Annotated in this window: 22 protein-coding genes; 9 read left to right on the top strand and 13 right to left on the bottom strand. The window is 60.7% G+C overall.

Annotated elements, in window-relative coordinates:
• Positions 1 to 17: 17 nt before the first annotated feature.
• Positions 18 to 1,070, top strand: a complete 1,053-nt coding sequence (gene holA, locus OB03_RS03030; protein ID WP_242912539.1) for a DNA polymerase III subunit delta — start codon at positions 18 to 20, stop codon at positions 1,068 to 1,070.
• On the opposite strand, the gene OB03_RS03025 is transcribed toward holA, so the two are convergent.
• The 11 genes from OB03_RS03025 to hemE form a co-directional block, all read right to left on the bottom strand.
• Complete coding sequence (locus OB03_RS03025) at positions 1,067 to 1,258, bottom strand: hypothetical protein (RefSeq protein ID WP_242912540.1); 192 nt, start codon at positions 1,256 to 1,258, stop codon at positions 1,067 to 1,069. The two genes, holA and OB03_RS03025, sit on opposite strands and share 4 nt — an antisense overlap.
• Before the next feature lie 64 nt (positions 1,259 to 1,322).
• Positions 1,323 to 2,210: a ParB/RepB/Spo0J family partition protein gene (locus tag OB03_RS03020; protein ID WP_242912541.1), complete on the bottom strand. Its 888-nt coding sequence runs from the start codon at positions 2,208 to 2,210 to the stop codon at positions 1,323 to 1,325.
• A 26-nt stretch (positions 2,211 to 2,236) separates the two neighbouring features.
• Entirely contained in the window at positions 2,237 to 3,055 is an 819-nt protein-coding gene (locus OB03_RS03015) for a ParA family protein (RefSeq protein ID WP_242912542.1), read from the bottom strand.
• Entirely contained in the window at positions 3,045 to 3,662 is a 618-nt protein-coding gene (rsmG, locus tag OB03_RS03010) for a 16S rRNA (guanine(527)-N(7))-methyltransferase RsmG (protein ID WP_461343191.1), read from the bottom strand. The genes OB03_RS03015 and rsmG overlap by 11 nt, the downstream gene beginning before the upstream one ends.
• An 18-nt stretch (positions 3,663 to 3,680) precedes the next feature.
• A complete protein-coding gene (gene mnmG / locus OB03_RS03005; protein ID WP_461343190.1) occupies positions 3,681 to 5,576 on the bottom strand; it encodes a tRNA uridine-5-carboxymethylaminomethyl(34) synthesis enzyme MnmG in 1,896 nt (631 codons plus the stop codon).
• Between the two features lie 71 nt (positions 5,577 to 5,647).
• Positions 5,648 to 6,958, bottom strand: coding sequence for a tRNA uridine-5-carboxymethylaminomethyl(34) synthesis GTPase MnmE (gene mnmE, locus OB03_RS03000; RefSeq protein ID WP_461343189.1), 1,311 nt, complete (start codon positions 6,956 to 6,958; stop codon positions 5,648 to 5,650).
• A gap of 9 nt (positions 6,959 to 6,967) precedes the next feature.
• Positions 6,968 to 7,210 (bottom strand): DUF6489 family protein, encoded by a 243-nt coding sequence (locus OB03_RS02995; RefSeq protein ID WP_461343188.1) that lies wholly within the window; start codon positions 7,208 to 7,210, stop codon positions 6,968 to 6,970.
• A gap of 60 nt (positions 7,211 to 7,270) precedes the next feature.
• Positions 7,271 to 8,746, bottom strand: a complete 1,476-nt coding sequence (rho, locus tag OB03_RS02990) for a transcription termination factor Rho (protein WP_242912547.1) — start codon at positions 8,744 to 8,746, stop codon at positions 7,271 to 7,273.
• 216 nt (positions 8,747 to 8,962) lie between these two features.
• Positions 8,963 to 9,430, bottom strand: a complete 468-nt coding sequence (locus OB03_RS02985; RefSeq protein WP_242912548.1) for a CopD family protein — start codon at positions 9,428 to 9,430, stop codon at positions 8,963 to 8,965.
• Between the two features lie 19 nt (positions 9,431 to 9,449).
• Complete coding sequence (gene hemH / locus OB03_RS02980; protein WP_461343187.1) at positions 9,450 to 10,520, bottom strand: ferrochelatase; 1,071 nt, start codon at positions 10,518 to 10,520, stop codon at positions 9,450 to 9,452.
• Positions 10,521 to 10,524: 4 nt separating this feature from the next.
• Positions 10,525 to 11,559 carry a uroporphyrinogen decarboxylase gene (gene hemE / locus OB03_RS02975; RefSeq protein WP_461343186.1) on the bottom strand — a complete coding sequence of 345 codons (1,035 nt, stop codon included), beginning with the start codon at positions 11,557 to 11,559 and terminating at the stop codon, positions 10,525 to 10,527.
• 530 nt (positions 11,560 to 12,089) lie between these two features.
• Here hemE and OB03_RS02970 point away from each other — a divergent pair.
• From OB03_RS02970 to dnaQ, 5 genes are read left to right on the top strand one after another with little or no spacing between them, the layout of a single operon-like run.
• Positions 12,090 to 12,959, top strand: a complete 870-nt coding sequence (locus tag OB03_RS02970; RefSeq protein ID WP_461343185.1) for a pyruvate, water dikinase regulatory protein — start codon at positions 12,090 to 12,092, stop codon at positions 12,957 to 12,959.
• Positions 12,956 to 13,546 (top strand): Maf family protein, encoded by a 591-nt coding sequence (locus tag OB03_RS02965; RefSeq protein WP_461343184.1) that lies wholly within the window; start codon positions 12,956 to 12,958, stop codon positions 13,544 to 13,546. The genes OB03_RS02970 and OB03_RS02965 overlap by 4 nt, the downstream gene beginning before the upstream one ends.
• On the top strand, positions 13,543 to 14,367 hold the full coding sequence (aroE, locus tag OB03_RS02960; RefSeq protein ID WP_461343183.1) for a shikimate dehydrogenase: 825 nt from the start codon (positions 13,543 to 13,545) through the stop codon (positions 14,365 to 14,367). Before OB03_RS02965 ends, aroE begins: the two co-directional genes overlap by 4 nt.
• Positions 14,364 to 15,008: a dephospho-CoA kinase gene (gene coaE / locus OB03_RS02955; RefSeq protein ID WP_242912553.1), complete on the top strand. Its 645-nt coding sequence runs from the start codon at positions 14,364 to 14,366 to the stop codon at positions 15,006 to 15,008. The genes aroE and coaE overlap by 4 nt, the downstream gene beginning before the upstream one ends.
• A gap of 5 nt (positions 15,009 to 15,013) precedes the next feature.
• A complete protein-coding gene (gene dnaQ / locus OB03_RS02950; RefSeq protein WP_242912554.1) occupies positions 15,014 to 15,736 on the top strand; it encodes a DNA polymerase III subunit epsilon in 723 nt (240 codons plus the stop codon).
• A 56-nt stretch (positions 15,737 to 15,792) separates the two neighbouring features.
• On the opposite strand, the gene secB is transcribed toward dnaQ, so the two are convergent.
• Complete coding sequence (gene secB / locus OB03_RS02945; RefSeq protein ID WP_242912555.1) at positions 15,793 to 16,317, bottom strand: protein-export chaperone SecB; 525 nt, start codon at positions 16,315 to 16,317, stop codon at positions 15,793 to 15,795.
• Between the two features lie 271 nt (positions 16,318 to 16,588).
• Here secB and timA point away from each other — a divergent pair, with 271 nt between their 5' ends.
• Together timA and OB03_RS02935 are read left to right on the top strand one after the other, a co-directional pair.
• Positions 16,589 to 17,227, top strand: a complete 639-nt coding sequence (gene timA, locus OB03_RS02940) for a TIM44-related membrane protein TimA (protein WP_242912556.1) — start codon at positions 16,589 to 16,591, stop codon at positions 17,225 to 17,227.
• Complete coding sequence (locus OB03_RS02935; protein ID WP_461343182.1) at positions 17,227 to 18,399, top strand: MltA domain-containing protein; 1,173 nt, start codon at positions 17,227 to 17,229, stop codon at positions 18,397 to 18,399. The genes timA and OB03_RS02935 overlap by 1 nt, the downstream gene beginning before the upstream one ends.
• A gap of 6 nt (positions 18,400 to 18,405) precedes the next feature.
• Here OB03_RS02935 and OB03_RS02930 read toward each other — a convergent pair whose 3' ends face one another.
• Positions 18,406 to 19,914, bottom strand: a complete 1,509-nt coding sequence (locus OB03_RS02930) for a helicase HerA-like domain-containing protein (RefSeq protein WP_461343181.1) — start codon at positions 19,912 to 19,914, stop codon at positions 18,406 to 18,408.
• Between the two features lie 131 nt (positions 19,915 to 20,045).
• Between OB03_RS02930 and OB03_RS02925 the strand changes: the two genes are divergently transcribed.
• Complete coding sequence (locus OB03_RS02925; RefSeq protein WP_242912559.1) at positions 20,046 to 21,179, top strand: AI-2E family transporter; 1,134 nt, start codon at positions 20,046 to 20,048, stop codon at positions 21,177 to 21,179.
• The last annotated feature ends 305 nt before the right edge of the window (positions 21,180 to 21,484 follow it).

Here is a 21,484-nt window from a genome sequence, read left to right as displayed (position 1 = left end):
CGCCCGGAGTCATCCGCGTGATCCTGGCCAAACGACCTGATATCGAGCGGTTTCTAAAGTCTCCGGACAGCCAGATCCGTGCGGCCCTGATCCACGGCAAGGACCGTTCCGGCGTTCAGGAACGTGCCGTTACACTGTGCAAGACGGTCACGCCCGACCTGAATGACCCCTTTAACGTCACATCCTTGACTGAAGCGGACATCGACGCCGATCCCATCAAGCTGGAAGAAGCGCTCACGGCCCTCTCCATGCTGGGCGACAGGCGGTTGGTGCGGGTACGACTGGGTGATCCCAAGGCGAGCGTCGATAAGGCCGTCGCAGCGGCTCTTACGGCCCACGCAGAGGGTCAATATAACCCCGACGCACTTCTGGTCGTCGAAGCGGGCGCTTTAGGTCGCGAATCCGCTCTGCGCAAAGCCGCTGAAAAGGCGGGCGCGGCTGCCGCTATCGCCTGTTATGAAGACGAGGTCGGCGACGTCGCGCGCATGACCCGTGAGGCTCTGAGCGCCGACAAGGTCGGGCTGACGTCCGATGCTCTGGATCGTTTTGTTGCCCGCCTGCCGCGCGAGCGTGGCTTGATGCGGCAAGAAATCGAGCGCCTAATCCTCTATATCGGACCAGGTTCCGGTAAGACGATTGATATCGAAGAGTTGGACCAGCATCTGGGCGTAGAGCCGGATGCCTCCCTGTCCGACGCGGCGCTTCAAGCCTTTGGCGGTCGTGCTGGCCCCGCGCAGGCAGGCCTGCGCCGCGCATTGGCCGAGGGCGAAAGCGCTGTCATGGCCGTGCGGATGGTTTCGATCCATCTCGGAAAACTGCGCCGGATCAATGTGTTGCAAGCAAACGGCAGCGGCGCAAAAGAAGCCGCCAAGGCCGCAGGCGTTTTCTGGAAGCAGGAAGCTGAAATGCTGCGACAGGCCCGAAGCTGGCGTCTCGAAGCGCTCGACGAGGTGCTGAACAGCGTCAATATCGCGGATGTCGCCACCAAGACGACCGGTATGCCCGAGCACCTGATCGCAGAGCGCCTGCTGCTCGAAATCGGTGCCCGCGCTCGCCGCATGGGCCTTTAACCGCGGTGTGACATCCGGCGGAAAGCGGGCTTGTTCATCGCGGCGGCTTCTCGCTGCAACTGTTTTTCCAGCGATTTGGCGTCCATACCGCTGCCGATGCCTTGAGCCTTGGTCTTAGCTGCCTTCTTGGCAGCCAGAGCGCGACGCATGGTTTCAGCTTGGGTCGGTTTGGGGGATTGTTCGGTCATACCGTGGCTCATAGCACAACGGGCCCCGAAAGGCCCGTCGCCTAGAGATTGATGGAACGCGGGGTTAACCGCGCATCAAACGACGGCAAAGGTCGTCGAGCTGCTCAAGCGTCGAATAGTTCAACGTAATCACGCCCTTACCGCCATTATCAGCCAGCGCGACCTTGAGGCCCAGCGCGTCCGACAGGTCTTGCTCGAGTGCGGCGATATCCGCCGCGCCTTCGCTGTTAACCGGAGCCTTGGGCTTGGAAACCTTCGGACCTTCAGCCGATTTACGCGCTAGCATTTCGGTCTGGCGGACGTTCAAGCCCTTGGAAATGATCTCATCGGCCAGTTCCAGTGGGTTTGGCGCAGTGATCAGAGCGCGCGCGTGACCCGCCGTCAGTCGGCCATGGACAACGTGTTCGCGAATGACGGGCGGCAGTTGCAGCAGACGAAGCGTGTTGGCAACGTGGGAGCGGCTCTTGCCCACTACGCCGGCGACAGCATCCTGCGTACGGCCGAACTTTTCCATCAATTGGGCGTAGGCGTTGGCCTCTTCCATGGGGTTGAGGTCGGCACGCTGAACGTTCTCGATGATGCCGACTTCCAGCACCTCGACGTCGTCCATCTCGCGAACAACGACCGGAACCGAGGTGACGCGGGCAGCCTGCGCCGCACGCCAGCGACGCTCACCCGCGATGATCTGATAAACGCCCGGCTCGCCCGGCTGGCTGCGCACGAGGATCGGCAGCAGCACGCCTTTGTCGCGGATCGACGCCGTCAGTTCGTCGAGGTCTTCCTTTTTGAAGACCTTACGCGGCTGATCCGGATTGGGCTTCAGGTTCTCGATCGGCACACGGTGTACGCCAGCGGGCGCCGACGCAGCGGCGTCCACGGCCACAGCTTCCTGTGCGTTTTCACCCAGAAGGGCCGAAAGCCCCCGTCCCAGACCGCGTTGACGTTCAGACAAGATACGGATTCCGCTATTGTTTTTACTTAAGCCGCGAGTACTTCGCGACGTTGACGTTCGCGGGCGACGACTTCGCGCGCCAGCTTGAGATAGGCTTGGCTACCTGCACACTTCAAATCGTAGATCAGGGCAGGCTTGCCGTACGACGGTGCCTCAGACACGCGCACATTACGCGGAATTACGCTTTCGTAAACCTTGTCGCCAAAGTGCGAGCGCACATCGGCAGCCACCTGACCCGACAGGGCGTTGCGGCGGTCATACATCGTCAGCACCAGGCCCTGAATCTCCAGCGACGGGTTCAGGTTCTGTTTCACCATATCGATAGTGCGCATCAACTGGGTCAGACCTTCGAGCGCAAAGAACTCGCACTGCAGCGGCACCAGTACAGCGTCAGCCGCCGCCATGGCGTTCAGTGTCAAAAGGTTCAGCGAGGGCGGGCAATCGATCAGAACGTAGTCGAATGCTCGCTCGCCGTTCGCACCCTGCGCTTCCAGCGCATCGCGCAGACGGTAGGAGCGACGGTCAGCTTGGCTGAGTTCGATTTCCACGCCGGACATATCTGGATCGGACGTAACGATAAACAGGCCGGGAACAGCCGTCTCGACAGCCGTCTCATCAATCGAGCGGCCGTCGACGATCACGTCGTAAATGGTCACGCGACGGGTTTCACGTGGAACGCCCAGACCCGTCGAGGCATTGCCCTGCGGGTCCATGTCCACGATCAGAACCTTCTCACCAATCGCAGCCAGCGCGGTGCCGAGGTTGATCGCCGTGGTAGTTTTACCCACCCCGCCCTTTTGATTGGAAACCGCGAGGACGCGGGTCGTTTTCGGTTTAGCGGACACGACGCAAACTCCCCACTGAAACGATACGGCCACGCGCATCGCTGCGAGAGACCGTCAGGTCAGAGTCAAAATGCCAGACAGTGGCTGCCTGTTTCAACTCAGCTTCGGCCTTCTCGCCCTTGAGGAACAGACCTTTTGCACCGCGTTGGAAGTAGGGCTGTGCATAACCGAGTAATTTCTCCATCGGGGCCACGGCGCGCGCGGTCACGATGTCGACCTTAACCTGCTGCTCTTCGGCGCGACCATTGATCACGGTCGCGGGCAGGTTCAGTGCATCGACGACTGTTTGCAGGAAGCGACAACGCTTGCCTAAGGAGTCGATGAGCCAGACATGGCCCCCTTCAACGCCCTTCATCATGATCGCCAGGACAACACCCGGGAAGCCCGCCCCTGCCCCCAAATCGGCCCACGTCTTGGCCTCGGGAGCGAGGGAAAGCAGTTGCGCGCTATCCCAAGCGTGGCGATTCCAAAAGTCAGGGATGGTGTCCGGACCGACGAGGTTCATCACCTCATTAGCCTCGGTCAGCTGTTGGAGGAAGGCCTTCAGGTCCTCAATCTGGACGTCGGACGCACCGGTATCGGCACGGAATTTATAAATAGTGTTCATCAGTTCCGAAATCCGAAATCAGGCGACAACCGTGGCCAATTCAGCAGCTACGGCGCGAGCCTTTTTCACGTGAGCCAAAAGAGCCGTCAACGCGCCCGGCGTCATGCCCTCGATGCGTCCCGCCTGACCCAAGGTCTGCGGGCGGATCATCGACAGCTTCTCGCGCACTTCATTGGACAGTGCGCCGATAGATGCATAGTCCAGATCCGCTGGGAGGGTCAGCCCCTCCTCTCGACGAAGGTCCTCGGCATCCTGCGCCTGACGGTCCAGATAGCTAGCATAGGTCGCGTCGATGACGATCTGCTCACGCACCGACTTCGGCCAGTCCGAAATCTCCGGCTTGGCGCTGACGAACTGATCGAGCGTGACGTTCGGGTACGACAGCAGATCTCGGATGGATCGGCGTTGACCATCGGCATTGACCGCGATGCCCAATTCGCCCGCTTCCTTCGGCGTAAACCGTGTTTCACGTGAAACACGGTTCGCCGAGTATAACCAGTCTGCCTTCCCCAGCCATACCTTGGCACGTTCAGTGCCAACAACTCCGGCATCAATACCAAGCTGAGTGAGGCGGGCATCGGCATTATCTGCACGTAGCGTCAGGCGGTATTCCGCGCGGCTCGTGAACATACGATAGGGTTCGGTGACGCCACGCGTGACCAGATCATCGATCATCACGCCGATGTAGGCCTCGTCACGTCCGAAAACGATGGGATCCTTGCCAGACACTGCCCGCGCGGCATTCATGCCCGCCATCAGGCCCTGCGCCCCCGCCTCTTCGTAGCCGGTCGTGCCGTTGATCTGTCCCGCCAGATAGAGGCCCGGTCGCTTCTTCACTTCGAGCGCAGGCGTCAGTTCACGGGGGTCAACGTAATCATACTCGATGGCATAGCCGAAGCGGAACACCTCGACATTCTCCAGACCCGGCATGGTGCGCAGGAAGGCCATCTGCGTCGCGTCGGATACTGAAGTAGAAATACCGTTCGGATAGACCGTCGGATCGTCCAGACCTTCCGGTTCAAGGAAGACCTGATGGCTTGTCTTGTCTGCGAAACGTACGACCTTATCCTCGATCGAGGGGCAGTAACGCGGTCCACGACCAGACAGGCGGCCACCATAAACAGCGCTCTCTCCGAGATTTTTAGAGATGATGCGGTGGGTTTCTTCCGTCGTATAGGTCACGCCGCATGCGATCTGCGGGACTTCGATTTTTTCAGTGAGGAAGGAGAACGGTACAGGCTCGGCGTCCGCCTCCTGCTTCTCGAGGCGATCCCAGGCGATGGTGCGGCCATCCAGCCGCGCCGGCGTGCCCGTCTTTAATCGTCCCATCATCAAATCGGCCGAATGCAGGCTCGCCGCCAAACCGACCGATGGGTCATCGCCATAACGGCCTGCCGCAATGCGCAGATCCCCGCGGTGGATCACACCGTTCAGGAAGGTGCCCGTCGTGAGAACTACGGCCCCTGCCCTGATCGTTTCGCCAGTGCCCGTCACCACGCCGACCACGCGATCACCATCAAGGATCAGGCTCTCGGCCGTCGCGCCCATAAGGGTCAGGTTCGGGTAGTTCGCCAGCTCTTCCTGCATAGCCAATCGATAGAGCTTGCGGTCAATCTGGCTACGCGGGCCCTGCACCGCTGCGCCTTTGGAGCGGTTCAGCAAACGGAACTGGATGCCCGACTTGTCGCCAAGTCTTGCCATCACGCCGTCAAGCGCGTCGATTTCGCGAACCAGATGCCCCTTGCCCAATCCGCCGATTGCCGGATTGCAGCTCATCTCGCCAATGGTTTCCAGCTTTTGGCTGAGCAGCAGGGTGCGAGCGCCAACGCGCGCGGCCGCCGTAGCGGCTTCACAACCGGCGTGTCCGCCGCCGATTACGACGACATCAAAGCTATGGTCAGGGGTCGTGGTCATGCGCGATCACATAGTGCATCGGGGCAGAAATCTCCACCTCGAGGCCGCAGTTAAAGTTTCACGTGAAACGGCTATTTACCGATGCAGAAGGAAGAAAACACTTCACCTAGAACATCTTCGACGCCGATAGCTCCAGTAACACGTGAAAGCGCGTCGCTGACTCGACGAAGGTCGTCCCCCGCCATTTCAGGTGCCACATCAAGAGCGCGGCGTGCCTGGTGAGCCGCCTCAAGTGCCTCGACAAGACGGCGGCGATGGCGTTCTCGGGTCACGGCGGGGAAATCCGCGCCGCTCAGATCACGCGCCAGTCGAGTGGCCAGCCACTGGTGCAAAGCGTCCATCCCCTGCCCCGAGACAGTGCTGAGAGACAGATGTTCGATGTCATCCTTGGGCGTGACAGCCCCGAGATCGGACTTGTTCAGAACCTGAAGATCGCCGGGCTTGATGTAGTCAGCGGCAGGATCATCACCGACGGTTTGTGGCGACCGCACCCAGATACGCAGGTCGGCGTTTTCCGCCCGCGCTCGTGCACGGCGAATACCTTCGGCCTCCACCACATCAACGCTATCTCGCAGGCCAGCCGTGTCCGACAGGGTGACAGCATAACCGCCGATCACGATGTCGGCGTCGAGCACATCGCGCGTGGTGCCAGCGATGGGCGTCACAATCGCCGCTTCGCGTGCGGTCAGCGCGTTGAAGAGCGACGACTTACCGGCATTGGTCTCGCCCAGAAGAACGATGCGATAACCTTCACGGACGCGGCGACCGCGGTCGGAGTCTGCCAATGCAGCCTGAAGGTCCGCAATGAACTTATCGAGTACCGGACCTGCCGTACGCGCCAGATTGTCCGGAACGTCCTCGTCCGGAAAATCAATCTCGGCTTCGACGAGGCTCATGGCCTTCAGAAGGTCCGCACGGAAGGTGGCATAGGTTTGCGACAGGGCACCGTCCAACTGGCCCAAGGCCTGAGCTTTCTGGGCGCTGGTTTCAGCGTCGATAAGGTCGGCCACGGCTTCGGCTTGCGCCAAGTCCATACGTCCATTCTGGAAGGCGCGACGCGTGAACTCGCCAGCCTCTGCGGGGCGAAGGCCAAGACCGATCAGAGCCTCTCCCGTCGCTTCAATAACCGCCCTACCCCCGTGCAGGTGGAGTTCAGCCGTGTCCTCACCCGTGTAGGAGTTCGGGCCAACGAAAAACAAGACCAAGGCCTGATCGATCAGTTGCTCTTGCCAACGCAGGTTGCGCACGCTGGCCAAGCGGGGCTTGACCGTGCCCACGCCCAACCCCTTCAGGACTTCTGCGGTGGCAGGTCCGGAGATGCGGATAATGGCAACGGCCCCGCGACCGGGCGGGGTCGCAAGAGCGAAAATCGTATCGGTCATGTCAGAAGATTAGCTCTTGGTCGTGCCGCCTGTGACGGCGGCTTCCATCAGGCGACGGAACTGATCCTGAGCCTGAACGCCGAAATTAGCCCATGATTTCATAAGCTCATCCGGCTGCATCGCGGTGATGTTCTCGGCCATACGCTTCTGCATTTCCGCGACCAGTTGGTGGTTGAGAGGAGCGACATCGGGAAGGCCGAGGAAGGCGCGTGCCTCCTGCGGGGTGCACTCAACTTCGACGTTGATCTTCATACGATGCGCTCCTCTGTTTCACGTGAAACACGGTTATGCCTGGTATGGCCAAGCTTGCCGTTAGGTGTTCATAGACTGGAAGAAGTCCGAGTTGTTCTTCGACTGGCGCAGCTTGTCGAGCAGGAACTCGATGGCGTCCTGCGGACCCATCGGGTTCAGGATACGACGCAGGACGTAGGTCTTGGTCAGTTGGTCCTTCGGCGTGATCAGGTCTTCCTTACGGGTACCCGACTTAAGAACATCGATGGCCGGGAAGATGCGCTTGTCAGCGACCTTACGGTCCAGAACGATTTCCGAGTTACCGGTGCCCTTGAACTCTTCGAAGATCACTTCGTCCATGCGCGAGCCGGTGTCGATCAGGGCGGTCGCGATGATGGTCAGCGAACCGCCCTGCTCGACGTTACGAGCGGCACCGAAGAAGCGTTTCGGACGCTGCAGGGCGTTGGCATCCACACCACCGGTCAGGACCTTGCCCGACGACGGCACGGTGGCGTTGTAAGCGCGGCCCAGACGGGTAATCGAGTCCAGCAGGATCACAACGTCCTTCTTGTGCTCAACCAGACGCTTGGCCTTTTCGATGACCATTTCAGCCACAGCGACGTGACGCGATGCCGGCTCGTCGAAGGTGGAGGCGACAACCTCACCCTTCACGGTGCGCTGCATGTCAGTCACTTCTTCCGGACGCTCGTCGATCAACAGAACGATGAGGAAGACTTCCGGATGGTTCTTTTCAATCGACTTGGCGATGTTCTGCAGCATCACGGTCTTACCGACGCGCGGCGGTGCCACGATCAGGCAACGTTGACCTTTACCCAGCGGCGCAACGATGTCGATCACACGACCCGAGCGATCTTTCAGCGTCGGGTCCTGAATTTCCATGTTAAGACGCTCTTCCGGATAGAGCGGCGTCAGGTTGTCGAACAGGACCTTGGTCTTGACCATCTCCGGATCTTCGAAGTTGATCGTGTCGACCTTCAGCAGAGCAAAGTAGCGCTCGCCCTCACGCGGACCGCGCACGGCGCCGTGGACGGTATCACCCGAACGCAGACCGAAGCGGCGGATCTGCGACGGCGAGACGTAGACGTCATCCGGACCCGGCAGATAGTTGGCGTCGGGGCTTCGCAGGAAGCCGAAGCCGTCCGGCAGGATTTCCAGAACACCCGAAGCGATGATCTCGACTTCTTCGTCGGCGAGGGTCTTCAGGATGGCGAACAGCAGGTCCTGCTTACGCAGGTTGCCGGCGTTCTCGATGTCCAGACCTTCGGCGAAGGCGACCAGCTCTTCCGGCGTCTTCTCGTTAAGCTCTTGCAGGGTGATGCGACCGTTGGGGCCTTGCGGCTCGCCGTCGTCGTCGTCTTCCTCTGCCGTCGTGTCGATGCCGGTGTAGTCATTCTCGATGACTTCCTCGGCTTCGGCGGGCTGGTCAGCTTCGCTCGACGCAGGTTTGACACCACCGAGTGTTAAGGTGCGGCGCGGGCGCACATCTTGATTTTCAGCAGCGTTTTCAACGACTTCGTTTTCAGGCGTATCGGTCATGATGCAGGCTCATATGCACAGCCGCACGCGCCTTGCGGGCGCACGGTTGGCTATTATCGCAAATTATACGGCCAGGGCCGGATAGGGAGAGACAGCCGGTCCCGAGCGCCAAGCGGTCAGGGGCTATCGAAAGAGAGGCACCGCGCTGTCACTGACCCCACGGTTCACCTCAGCGAAACCACGGATCGCCCCTGCGGGTCAAGGTGCCTTAAGGTTTTAGGCACCCCACTCCATCGTCACAGCCAGAACCATGACAATGGCAATCAGGAACGGGATTTCATTGGTCATGCGCCAGAACTTGCCCGAGCGGGTGGACGTGCCGGCGGCGATCTTCTTACGGCTGGCGGCAAGGAAACCGTGCCAGCCCAGAAGCGCCACAACGCCCAGAAGCTTGATCATCATCCACGGCTGATGCGCGAACGAGAAGTCTGCCCCCTCGCCCGAGCGGAACCAGAACAGGCTGATGCCGAAGATGAGCGACAGGATCATAGCCGGATTGATGATGATGCGCAGCAGCTTGGTTTGCCACGTGCGCAGCAGGGTTTGCATTTCCGAACGCAGCGGCTCCGGCTTTTCGTTCTGCTCGGCATCATAGGCGTACAGGCGTGGCAGATAGAGCATGCCGCTCATCCACGCGATCACAGCAATGATGTGCAGGCCACGGGCCAGATCATAGGCGTTCATTCAGCTTCCCCAAGGCGGCTCAGGCGACGTCGACCGAAAGGGTCGAAACCATTGCCGGATTTGCATAGCGGTTGTCGCAGGCACAACTGCCATTACCACACTGCGCCGTTTGTCCGCCCAAAATTGTCAGGGTTTCCTGCGTGAGGGCACCGATGAAATCGGCATCCGGACCCACGGCAGGAGCGCGAAGATAGGGCGCACAGCCCACTTCGTGAGCCAGTTCGCCGTATTCGATATCCAGCTCGACCAGCGTTTCGATATGCTCCGAAACAAAGGCGATCGGCACCACCAAAGCGCCCACACCATCGGCAGCGGCCTGTTTGATCGCATCTGGCGTTGCGGGCCCCAACCATTCCATCGGCCCGACCTTGGACTGATAGCAGATCGCCCAATCGCTCAGCCCCAGTTTAGCCACCACCGCTGCGACCGTCGCCTCGACCTGCGCCTGATAGGGATCGCCCTTCGCGACCAGTTTGGACGGAATACCGTGCGCCGAGAACAGGACGCGCACTGGCTTTCCATCAGCCTTGGCCAAGGTCTCCCGGATCATGCGGGCCTGGGCAGCAATAAAGCCTTCGGATTGCGGATAGCAGCAGACTACGTGCTCGGTACCCGAACCCTTATAGGTTTCGCGCCACAGCTTCAGCGACGATGCCGTCGTAGTGGTCGAATATTGCGGGTAAAGCGGCAGGAAGACCACTTCGTCAGGCTTGAACGCCTCGACAGCGCGGGCCGCCTCTTCCGTGAACGGGTGCCAATAGCGCATGGCGATGAACACCCGTGTCTCGTCCTGCGGCAGACTGGCGTTCAGTTGCACTTCCAGCGCCTCGGCCTGTTTGCGGGTCTCCGGCAGCAGCGGCGAGCCGCCGCCCATCAGCGCATAGTTCTCCTGCGCCGGCTTTTCGCGGCGGCTGGAGATCAGCTTGGCCAAGGGCGTGCGGAAGATACCCGGCAATCCGATGATCGCGGGATCATTGAACAGGTTGAACAGGAACGGCTTGACGCTGTCGGGGCCATCCGGTCCGCCCAGATTGGCCAACACCACCGCAATGCGGCGGCCGGACCCCGATTTCAGTGGTGTGACCGGCATGGGCTTATTGCGCTCCGATACGCTTCAAGACTTGCTCGACATGCGCAATCGGCACGTCGGGCGTGATGCCGTGACCAAGGTTGAACACCCAGGGCCCCTGCCCCCACGCTTCCATAAGCTGGTCGACACGGCGGTCCAGTTGATCGCCACCGACGCGTAACAGCATCGGATCGAGGGCACCCTGGATCGGTTTAATTTGTTGCACGCGTTGCCCGACTTCCAGCGGACAGGCGGTGTCCAGCGCCACGGCGTTAACATCGCACTCGGCAGCATAGCGCTCGGCCAGAGCGGCCGAGCCGCGCGGGAAACCCATTAGCGGTACAGTCACGCCCAGTTCGCGAGCGCGAGCGACCAGTTTCTGGTGGGGTTTCAGAACCAGCGTCTCGAACAGATCGTCGGGCAGGCCCTCGGCCCAGCTTTCGAAGATCTTGAGCACCATGGCCCCCGCATCCTGCTGCATCTTCAAATAATACGCGGTGCTTTCGATCAGTGCGTCCAGTACGCCCTCGACCTTTTTCGGATCGGCATAGGCATAGGCGCGAGCCGCAGCGCGTTCGCCCTTACCGATGGTCCGGGCCTCTCCGTCCAGCATATAGGTCGCAACGGTCCAGGGAGCCCCTGCAAAGCCGATGAGCGTCTTGGACGGGTCCAACTGCGCACGGACCAATGAAAGGCTCTCACCGACGCTTGAGAGGGCGTTACCGGCCTCTGGAGCCAGCGCCATCATCTGTTCCACCGAAGGCATAGCCCCCAGACGTGGACCTTCGCCGGCCTCGAACCAGACCTTTTGGCCGAGTGCTCCCGGGATCAGCAGGATGTCCGCAAAGATGATCGCAGCGTCAAACCCGTAACGACGCATGGGCTGCATCGTCGCTTCGGCGGCCATCTCCGGGTTCAGGCAGAACGAGATGAAGTTCGGCGCCTTGGCCCGCAGCTCACGATATTCGGGCAGGTGACGGCCTGCCTGACGCATGAACCATACGGGAGGACGCTCGGTTTTCTGGCCCTGAAGAGCCTGGATCATAAGAGGGGTGCTCATGACCAAAGGCTTTAACGTTCCCCAAGCCCCAAGCTCAATCTCAAATCGAAATTATAAAAATTAGAATTGGAAGTTGGAATTAGGGCGGGGGACGACGGGGACAGTTTTTCGTTGTCCCGTCGGTGGAAGATGTTTTCCTAGCCTCGGCGAGAACGATTCCAGCGGGGAGGATAGCCCTGTGTGGATAACGGGGAAAACCCGTGAAACACCCGATCCAATTGGGCTCTCCTCTGGGCGCCGTTGTGGGTGAGTCCTTGGGCGCCAAAATTGGACATCAATTGTTGCCCACAGCATGGGATAGATAACTGGCGCCCAATTTGACGAGCGGGGCGCCGTTCATGACTTTGGCGCCCGATCTTCATGGGCGCCGTCGTTGGCACCACCGAACCCCCAATTCGGCGCCCAGAAATCGAAAAATGGCGCCTAGGGTTTTCCACATGGTCAGGGCGCCGTTTCGGCGGGTATGGGCACCACGGCGCAAACGGGGCTAGAACAACGTCACCCGTCTTTTGGCCGCTCAAGGATGCCTTATGAGCCCTGCCCGCCCACCCGGTTCATCGCGTATCGCGACCTATTTCCACGTCCATCTGGTGTCGGATTCCACCGGGGAGACGCTGAATGCGATGGCCAAGGCCGTGGTGGCCCGCTTTGATGGCGTCATCCCCATCGAGCACATCTACGCTCTGGTGCGCTCTGAAAAGCAGATGGAAGAGGTGCTGACCGAAGTGGCGGATGCGCCGGGCCTCGTGTTGCACACGGTGGTCGACCGCGACCTTCGCGAGCAGTTGGAGCGCGGATGCAAAAGCCTCGGCATCCCACAGATCGGTGCGCTGGACCCGTTGATTATGGCGCTGTCGCATTATCTGGGCGCAGACGTTTCCACGCGTGTCGGGGCGCAGCACGCACTCGATACCGGCTATTTCAATCGTATGAGTGCGCTGGATTACGCCATCGCCCACGATGACGGTCAGGGCTCGCTGCATGAGCTGGAAGAGGCCGACGTGGTTTTGTGCGGCGTCAGCCGGACATCCAAGACCCCGACCTGTATCTATCTGGCGCATCGCGGCATTCGCGCAGCCAATGTGCCTTTGGTGCCGGGATCCGAAGATGGATCACGGTTGGAGGGTTTGAAGAACCCGCTGGTGATCGGCCTTACGGTGGCACCGGACCGACTGATCCAGATCCGCCGCAACCGTCTGGATAGCCTCAATCAAGGGCAAACCACCGACTATGTCGATCACGATGTCGTCCGTGCGGAAATCATCAAAGCGCGACGTGATTTCGAGCGTCGCGGCTGGCCAGTTATCGATGTGACCCGTCGTTCTGTCGAAGAAACGGCTGCGGCTATCGTCAATCTAGTGAATGCACGGCGCAATCGCCGCATTGGAGTACCTTCATGACCCCTGCCCGCTTTATTCTCGCTTCCAAGAGCGCGGCACGTCGCGAGGTTTTGACCAATGCGGGCGTGACGTTTGAAGTGCAGGTCGCGGGCGTGGACGAAGATGCCCTGAAGACGCCGGGCGTCGATCCGCGCCAGTTGGCTATCGATCTGGCCAAGGCCAAGGCCTTAGCTGTCTCGGCACAACATCCGGATGCGGTGGTTTTGGGCGCCGACCAGACGCTCGCCTTTGACGGTGGTCTGGTGTCCAAGGCCCCTAATCTGGATCAGGCCAAGGCCCGTCTGGCGTCGATGCGCGGGCTGCCTCATCAGCTTCACTCAGGCGTAGCGCTGGCTCAAGGTGGCGAAATCCTCTGGGCCGATGCGGACACCGCCCACATGGTGGTGCGTGATTTCTCGGACGCTTTCCTTGATGCCTATATTGCGCATGAAGGCGACGAACTGTTGCACTGCGTCGGCTCCTATCGCCTCGAAGGCATGGGTTCCCAGTTGTTCGACAAGGTGGACGGCGACTATTTCACCGTTCTTGGCATGCCGTTGTGGCTGGTGCTGGACAAGCTGCGAGCGTTCAAGGTGTTGCCCGAATGAGCCGGATCAGTGGTCGCGTGGAACTCGCGGGCGTGGTCGGTCAGCCGATCGGGCATAGCCTTAGCCCCGCCATTCATAACGGTTGGCTGGAGGCGGCGGGCATCGATGGCACTTATGCAGCTTTTGGTCCGAAGGATGCTGCTGGATTTGAAGCTCTTCTCGCTGCTGGGCGCGCCGGCCTGATCACCGGCGTCAATGTCACGGCCCCTTTTAAAGAGCAGGCATTTGCCGCCTGCGATCAGGTGTCGGACGCTGCGCAGCTGGTGCGCTCTGCAAATATTCTGGTCTTTAAGGATGGCGCAATCCACGGAGATAGCTCCGACGGGCGCGGCGTTCTGAATGCCCTGACCGAACAGGCTTCCGCGTTGTCATTAGATGGCGCGAAGGTCGTCCTGTTGGGTGCCGGCGGTGCCAGTCGTGCAGCAGCGGGGGCACTTGTCGAGGCAGGGGCCAAGGTCTCCATCCTGAACCGGACCCGTGAACGGGCACAGGTACTGGCGGACGATATGGGCGGGCGCGTCGATGTGGCGGATACCGAGGCCGACACCTATGACGCCGACCTTGTGATCAATGCCCTCAGCGTGCCGCCGACCTATAACCTGTCGCAGCTCAAAGCCGGGGCGGTGGTGATGGATATGACCTATCGCCCGCTGATCACGCCCTTCCTTCAGGCCGCGCGGGATCGCGACCTGACCATCGTCGATGGCTTGGCCATGTTGATCGGGCAGGCCGTCCCTTCGTTCGAAGCCTTCTTTGGCCAAAGCCCCCCTTCGCTGGATATCCGCCGCACTGTGATGGATTTGCTCGGAGAAAAAGCATGATCATTCTGGGCCTGACGGGCGGCATTGGCATGGGCAAGTCCACCACCGCCAACTTCCTGCGCGAAGAAGGTGCGGTGGTTTGGGACGCGGACGCTGCTGTTCACCGTCTGTACGCCAAGGGCGGCGAGGCTGTTGCGGCGATTGCCGAGGCCTTCGGCGAAGACGTCATCGTTGATGGCGCAGTGGATCGCGCCAGACTGGCGGCGGTTCTAGGAAAAGAACACGCGCTATTTCAAAAGCTTGATAATATCGTGCACCCCATGGTGATCCACGATCGCATGCAGGCGCTGGAGTCCGCAAAGGCTCAAGGTGTCCGCCTGTTCGTGGTCGATATTCCGCTTTTGTTCGAAATTGGAGCGGACGCCCATGTCGTGGCGTCTATTCTGGCCTCTGCTCCTGCCGAGGTTCAGAAGGAACGCGTTTTGGCGCGCCCCGGCATGACGCTGGAGCGTTTCGAGGCCATCATATCGCGACAGATGCCCGATGCCGAAAAACGCAAACGGGCCGACTTCATCGTCGAGACGGCGGAAGGATTTGAAGCCGCCCACGCCCGTGTGAAGCAGATCGTAGAAACGGTACTTGATCCGGACTGGAAACGCGCACCCAGAGGGGTTTCTTCCGACGTTCAATCGGGGCAATAGAAGTCATGCGTGAAATCGTCCTCGATACCGAAACCACCGGCTTTGATCCCAAGTCGGGCGACCGCCTGATAGAAGTGGGCTGTATCGAGATCGTCGACCTGTTGCCGACGGGCAGGACCTATCACTGCTATGTCAATCCCGAGCGTTCGATCCCTGCGGACGCTATCAAGGTTCACGGCATCACCGACGACATGGTCAAGGATGCGCCCATCTTCGCCAAGATGGCTGACGAGTTTCTCGATTTCATCGGCGATGCGCCGCTGATCGCGCACAACGCTGCGTTCGACCGGAACTTCATCGACTGGGAGCTGTTGCTGGCGCACAAGCCGATCACCGGCGAGCCGCGCTGGATCGACACGCTGGCGATTGCGAAGTCCAAGTTTCCCGGTCAGCCCAATACGCTGGATGCGCTGTGTAAGCGTTACAAGATTTCGCTGGCCGACCGGACCTATCACGGCGCTCTTATCGACGCCCGTCTGCTGGCCGAGGTTTATCTGGAGCTACGCGGTGGCAAGGAGCGGACGTTTGATCTGGGCGGTGGTGCCGTCAGCCAGACGGGCGTTCCGCTGGTGCAGGGACGCACTGACTACGGGCCACGACCGCGACCCCTAGCCTCACGCCTGACACCGCAGGAAGACGCTGACCACCGCGCTTTCCTTGCCAAATGGGTAAAGGACCCTCTTTGGACCCGTTTCGGCGTGGAACCGGCCGCAAAGGAAGACGCCTAACTAAAAGGCCCGCCGCGTGGTGCGGCGGGCCTTTATTATTGCTTGATCGCGAAAGATCAGGCCTGACCGGTTTCGGCCGGAGCGCCTGCGATCTGCTGCTGGCGGGCCACATAGATGGCCGCAAAGTCGATCGGGTCGACCATGAACGGCGGGTAGAAACCACCGTCGGCGGTAGCCTGGGCGATGATCTGGCGCGCGAACGGGAACAGGTAGCGCGGGCATTCAATCAGCAGCATCGGCTCGATGTCTTGCGGTGCCACACCCGACAGGGCGAACAGACCACCGTAAACCAGCTCGACTTGGAAGACCGGCGACTGGTCTTCGGCCGAAGCCTTGACCGACAGCTTCAGTTCAACCTCGAACAGGCCGTCCGGACGACCGGCAGCGTTCATTTCCACGCCCATATCGATGGCAGGCTTGCCCTCGATGCGCAGGCTTTCCGGAGCCTTCGGGTTCTCGAACGACAGGTCGCGAACGTATTGGGTGAGGATGCGGAAGCCCGGACCTTGCGGCTGGCCGCCAGCCTGATCGGCTTGCGGGTTTTGGCCGTTGGCGTCGGCGGGCTGCGTTGCGTCAGTCATTTCGAAAGGCCGTCTCTAAAAATGCGAAGTGCCCCGATCAGGGCAGGTTTGAGGCGTCGCGGTAGCACGTTGAGACTATCGGTCGCAACGGTAGGTGAAACGACACAAGCCTGCTTTGCCTTGCGTCGGTCCTAATCGCCCCCTAATCACAAGATAACTTTGACGGCATCGACAGAGGTTTCGCCTGATCGCAGGCGGGAATTCTCGGGGGTGTTGTCAGCACGCCAAGGACAAATGACCTTGGCCGGATACACTAAGGAATGACGACGTCGTGACCTTCCAGATCGTGCTTTTCGCCGTCATCGCGGCGGTGCTTCTGTTCCAGCTTTATAACGTATTGGGCAAGAAGGTCGGGCGCCAGCCCGAGGACAACGCTAAAAAGGCCAAGGCCAAGGGCATGATCGTGACACCCGGTCTGCCCGGCTCGGTCGATCCCAAGACCACGGCAGTGCCGACGGTTGACCCCGCATTGGTCGCCGCTGTTGCCGGTCTAAAAGAGCGTGATCCGGCCTTTGATCCTGCGCGTTTCGTGGACGGAGCCCGCCAGGCCTATGAGACGATTGTGCGGGCCTATGCTCGTGGTGATCGCGAAGCCCTGCGTCCCCTGTTGACCGAGAAGGTCATGGGCTCGTTCGACGCCGGTATTACCCAGCGCGAGGCTACCGGTCAGACCGAGGCATTGGAACTGGTAGCTCCGCCGCGCGCCGATATTGAACTGGGCACTGTGGAAGGCGACGTTGCCAAGGCCCGCGTCCGCTTCCTCGCGGAAGTGCGCAATACGATTACGGCCGCTTCGGGTGAAACCCATGTCGAGGAGCGCCGCACGGCAGAGGTCTGGACCTTCGAGCGCCGCCTCGGGTCGCAAGACCCAAACTGGGCGCTTGCCAAGGTCGAGGCGGCTACGGCCTGATGCAGATGACGGGCGGTATCAGTAGCGTTTCAGGTTTGCGTTTCAGGGCACTCGGCAAGGGAGCCATCGGATCTGCGCTGCTGATGCTGGCGGCGGCCTGCGCCTCTTCGCCCAAGGTGCCTACCCTGCCCTATCCGGGCCAACCAGTACCGCCTGTCTATTATCCGCCGGCAACCCAGCCGCCGGCACAGACGGGTCCTGTGCCTTATCCGGTCCCCCAGCCCTATGGCGTTGCGCTGGCCCAACTTCCGGGTTGGGACCACGAGGACCATCAGGCTGCGCTGAGGGTCTATGCCGAGGGCTGCGGAGTTCTTCGCACGCCCTATCAGGCCTGCCAGCAGGCTAAGGCCCTGATGGCCAGCTACCCGCACCCCTCCGCTGCGACGGCCAGATCGTTCCTCGAGCAATGGTTCGTCGCTATCGAAGTGCGAAACGAGGATGGCTCGAACGGGCTTTTGACGTCCTATTTCGCGCCTGAATATCCGGCCCGCACTGTACCGGACATAGAATTCGACAGCCCCGTTCTCAGCCGCCCTGCCAACCTTGCGTCGGTGGGGGATCGCCGAGCTATCGAGGCTGGTTCGGCCCAGTCCCAAGCGCTGGCGTGGATGCGCGCCGAAGACCTGTTCTTCCTGCAAATCCAGGGCTCGGGTAATTTGACCTTCCCTGACGGGCGCAGGATGCGCGCGGCCTACGCTGCCGATAACGGCCAACGGTTCGTCGGTATTGCGCGTCCCATGGCCGAGCGCGGCCTGCTGCCCCAGAACGGTACTTCGGGAGACGCTATTCGGGGCTGGCTGGCGCAAAACCGAGGGCCCATTGCCCGCGAGGTCATGCAGCTCAATCCGCGCTACATCTTCTTTGCGGTCACGCCCGATGACGGACGCGAAGCGGTAGGGGCGGCCAATATTCCCCTGCACGCAAGACGCTCTATCGCGGTTGATCCGTCCAAATGGTCCTATGGCGAGGCTGTATGGATCGAGGCGGATGGCGGAAATCTTCGCGGCGCGCGTGGCAGCTATCGCGGTCTGATGATGGCATTGGATACCGGATCGGCCATCCGCGGTCAGGTACGCGCCGACCTCTATATGGGCACCGGCGATGCCGCAGGGGCCGAAGCGGGCACCGTCAGGCACCCGCTTCGTATGTGGCGACTGGCACCGCGCCAGTAGTCGGTTTTAGCGACGTTTAAGCCCACCCAGCACACCGCGAAGCAGTTCGCGGGTGATGGTAGATCCTGCAGTCCTCATGACCGACTTCAGCAGGGCTTCGGTCGGGGTTTGCCGGCTTGAAGCCTTGCGGGCCGGTGCGCGCGGGGCAGCCTTTGCTGCCTCTTTTTCCTGCTTGGTGCGTAGTTTTTCGGTCTCGGCCGCTTGCTTTTGCTCGGCTTCGATGCGGGTTGCCTGCGCCTTGCGGGCCTTCAGCACCTCTTCGGCGCTCTCGCGGTTGACGGCGGTGTCATAAACGCCACGAACCGGACTGTTCTGCAGGATTTGAGCCCGCTCGGCATCGGTTGCGGGCCCCAGACGCGAGTTGGGCGGGCGGATCTTGGTGCGCGCGACCATCGTCGGGGCACCTTTTTCGTCCAGCGCCGAGACCAGCGCTTCGCCCACGCCAAGTGCCTGAATAGCCTCGGCCGTATCGAAGGCGTCGCTTGCGCGGAATGACTGGGATGCCGCGCGCAGGCCCTTCTGTTCGGCGGGGGTATAGGCGCGCAGGGCGTGCTGAATGCGGTTGCCCAGCTGTGCCAGAACGCTGTCGGGTATGTCGGCGGGGTTCTGGGTGACGAAATAGATGCCGACGCCCTTGGAGCGGATCAGGCGAACGACCTGCTCGATCTTCTCCAGCAGCCCGCGCGGCGCGTCCTTGAACAACAGGTGCGCCTCGTCGAAGAAGAAGACGAGGCGCGGTTTATCGGGATCGCCGATCTCGGGCAGTTGTTCGAACAGTTCCGACAGAAGCCACAGCAGGAAGGCTGCATATAGCCGCGGATTGTTCATCAAGCGCGTGGAATCCAGCACGTTGATCTGGCCCTTGCCGTCAAGGGAAGTGCGGATCAGGTCGTCCAGACGCAATGCTGGTTCGCCGAAGAAGGATTTGCCCCCTTGCTGCTCCAGTTGAAGCAGAGCGCGCTGGATGGCCGCGACAGACTGGGGAGAGACATTGCCCACCTCTGCCCCGATCGTCTTGGCGTTCTCGGAAACGTAGGTCAGCAAGGAGCGCAAGTCTTCGAGGTCCAGAAGCAGGAGACCTTCCTTGTCGGCAACGTGGAAGGCGATTGACAGGACGCCTTCCTGCACGTCGTTCAGTTCCAGCATCCGGGCCAGCAAAAGGGGGCCGACATCGGAAACCGTCGCGCGGATAGGGTGTCCCTTCTCACCATAGAGGTCCCAAAACACCGTAGGGGCGGCCTTGCCCGTCAGCTCTAAACCCATGGCCGAGGCGCGCTCGGCAAATTTGGCGACGTCACCGGCCTGACTGACGCCGGACAGGTCACCTTTGACGTCCGCGCAAAAGACCGGCACGCCTGCGTCCGAAAAACCCTGTGCCATGATCTGCAAGGTCACGGTCTTGCCGGTACCGGTGGCCCCCGCGACGATCCCGTGGCGGTTGGCACGGTTGAGCAGGAGCTTTTGGGTCTCACCCTCGAAAGACTGGCCTAAGAACAGCCAAGGCGCATCGGTCATTAAATGATCTCCGTAGATGGCCTCTACGCTGCGTCACATGCATCGATCCGACAAGAGGCATTGGGCGATTACGGAACAATAGGCGTCACTAGCGATTGACGCTCAGCCTGCTTAACCGGACACTCCGATACATGAAGCTTCCGCTGACCTCCGACACTGCCGTCACCTCGCGCAATGCCATCGTCCTGATTTCCGTCGTGGCCGCAGGTGCAACGCTTTACTGGCTTCGCGATATTCTGACCCCTCTGGCCATGGCCATCTTTCTGATGATCATGATTGCGGGGATCGAGCGCTGGCTGGTGGACTACGCTCGCATTCCGGCGCGTTTCGCGGGCGTGACTTCGGTCGGGCTGGTGGTTCTGGGCTTTCTGGGCTCGCTATGGATCATTGTGGACGGCGCTGCGGGCTTCTTTACGGATGCATCGGGTGTGGCCGGCAGCATCGGCCCGCGATTGGACCAGATCATTCTGGACGTAAGCCGCATGGCCGGTATTTCGGATCCCCCAACCTTCCGTGATCTGGTTGCCGGTGTCGACATTCGCGGTTGGCTGACGGTTGCGGCTGTACAGGTTCAGGGCGCGGCATCGGGTGCGTTCTTCGTATTGATTTACCTCGGCTTTTTGATCGCCTCCAAGCAGGGCTTTAAAAAGAAGATCGTCAATATGTTCCCGGACCGATCGCGCCGGCACGAAGCTGTCGAAGTGTTCGAACGGGTGCGTGGCGGCGTCGAGGGCTATCTGTGGGTTCAGGCGGTCACTGGCGTGATGATCTGTCTGGTCGCGTGGGTGCTTATGCGCGTCGTCGGCCTGCAGAATGCGGAGTTCTGGACCTTCGTCATCTTTATCGTCGGCTTCATCCCCATTCTGGGCGGGGCGATTGCGGGCCTGGCACCGCCCCTGTTCGCTCTGGTCCAGTTCGAAAGCTATTGGCCGGCTCTGATCCTTTTGGTGGGTTTGCAGATCGTCCTGTTCGTGGTCGGCAATGTCATTCAGCCCCGTATGCAGGGTGACAACCAGAACATTGATCCGATTGCCGTGCTTCTTGCGCTCGCCTTCTGGGGCAAGATGTGGGGCGTAGCGGGTATGTTCCTGTCCACACCGCTAGCCGTCATGGCGATGGCGATTTTGGCCGAGTTCAAGGCCTCGCGGTGGATGGCGGTCTTGCTGTCGGGTGACGGCAACCCATATGCAGAACAGGACGGAGAAGAAGACGACCGCAAGAAATCGTCGATATTTGGCCGTATTTCGGGTTTGATCAGGCGCTGAAGCCAAATTGACCGAAATTATTCTTCTATCGGTCCTTGATTCGCCGCAATCCGCCCCTAAATCGAAAATCACACGATGCGGCCCCTTCCCCTCCCCCTCCCTGGGGCCCTTCGTTAAATGGCCGGTGCCTCCCCTCCCCCTCCTATGGCACCGGACTGAGCAGGCCGTCGGACCCCGTTCGACGGCCTTGTTCATTCTCAGGCCCAGATGACAGTCACACCGCTCGATTGAGGCGGGTGTGGGGCGAAATCGTCCATTTGTATGGCCGATGATAGCGGTGGTTTTCTAACGATAGGGATGTTCGC

It is taken from the genome of Brevundimonas sp. GN22, assembly GCF_054824005.1.
This window is presented reverse-complemented; position numbering and strand designations above follow the sequence as displayed.

Excerpts from the sequence above, each read along its gene's own strand:
- OB03_RS03025 (WP_242912540.1), bottom strand. The coding sequence starts at position 1,258 with ATGACCGAACAATCCCCCAAACCGACCCAAGCTGAAACCATGCGTCGC.
- rsmG (WP_461343191.1), bottom strand. The coding sequence starts at position 3,662 with ATGAACACTATTTATAAATTCCGTGCCGATACCGGTGCGTCCGACGTC.
- mnmG (WP_461343190.1), bottom strand. The coding sequence starts at position 5,576 with ATGACCACGACCCCTGACCATAGCTTTGATGTCGTCGTAATCGGCGGC.
- mnmE (WP_461343189.1), bottom strand. The coding sequence starts at position 6,958 with ATGACCGATACGATTTTCGCTCTTGCGACCCCGCCCGGTCGCGGGGCC.
- OB03_RS02995 (WP_461343188.1), bottom strand. The coding sequence starts at position 7,210 with ATGAAGATCAACGTCGAAGTTGAGTGCACCCCGCAGGAGGCACGCGCC.
- rho (WP_242912547.1), bottom strand. The coding sequence starts at position 8,746 with ATGACCGATACGCCTGAAAACGAAGTCGTTGAAAACGCTGCTGAAAAT.
- OB03_RS02985 (WP_242912548.1), bottom strand. The coding sequence starts at position 9,430 with ATGAACGCCTATGATCTGGCCCGTGGCCTGCACATCATTGCTGTGATC.
- hemH (WP_461343187.1), bottom strand. The coding sequence starts at position 10,520 with ATGCCGGTCACACCACTGAAATCGGGGTCCGGCCGCCGCATTGCGGTG.
- hemE (WP_461343186.1), bottom strand. The coding sequence starts at position 11,559 with ATGAGCACCCCTCTTATGATCCAGGCTCTTCAGGGCCAGAAAACCGAG.
- OB03_RS02970 (WP_461343185.1), top strand. The coding sequence starts at position 12,090 with ATGAGCCCTGCCCGCCCACCCGGTTCATCGCGTATCGCGACCTATTTC.
- OB03_RS02965 (WP_461343184.1), top strand. The coding sequence starts at position 12,956 with ATGACCCCTGCCCGCTTTATTCTCGCTTCCAAGAGCGCGGCACGTCGC.
- aroE (WP_461343183.1), top strand. The coding sequence starts at position 13,543 with ATGAGCCGGATCAGTGGTCGCGTGGAACTCGCGGGCGTGGTCGGTCAG.
- coaE (WP_242912553.1), top strand. The coding sequence starts at position 14,364 with ATGATCATTCTGGGCCTGACGGGCGGCATTGGCATGGGCAAGTCCACC.
- dnaQ (WP_242912554.1), top strand. The coding sequence starts at position 15,014 with ATGCGTGAAATCGTCCTCGATACCGAAACCACCGGCTTTGATCCCAAG.
- secB (WP_242912555.1), bottom strand. The coding sequence starts at position 16,317 with ATGACTGACGCAACGCAGCCCGCCGACGCCAACGGCCAAAACCCGCAA.
- OB03_RS02935 (WP_461343182.1), top strand. The coding sequence starts at position 17,227 with ATGCAGATGACGGGCGGTATCAGTAGCGTTTCAGGTTTGCGTTTCAGG.
- OB03_RS02930 (WP_461343181.1), bottom strand. The coding sequence starts at position 19,914 with ATGACCGATGCGCCTTGGCTGTTCTTAGGCCAGTCTTTCGAGGGTGAG.
- OB03_RS02925 (WP_242912559.1), top strand. The coding sequence starts at position 20,046 with ATGAAGCTTCCGCTGACCTCCGACACTGCCGTCACCTCGCGCAATGCC.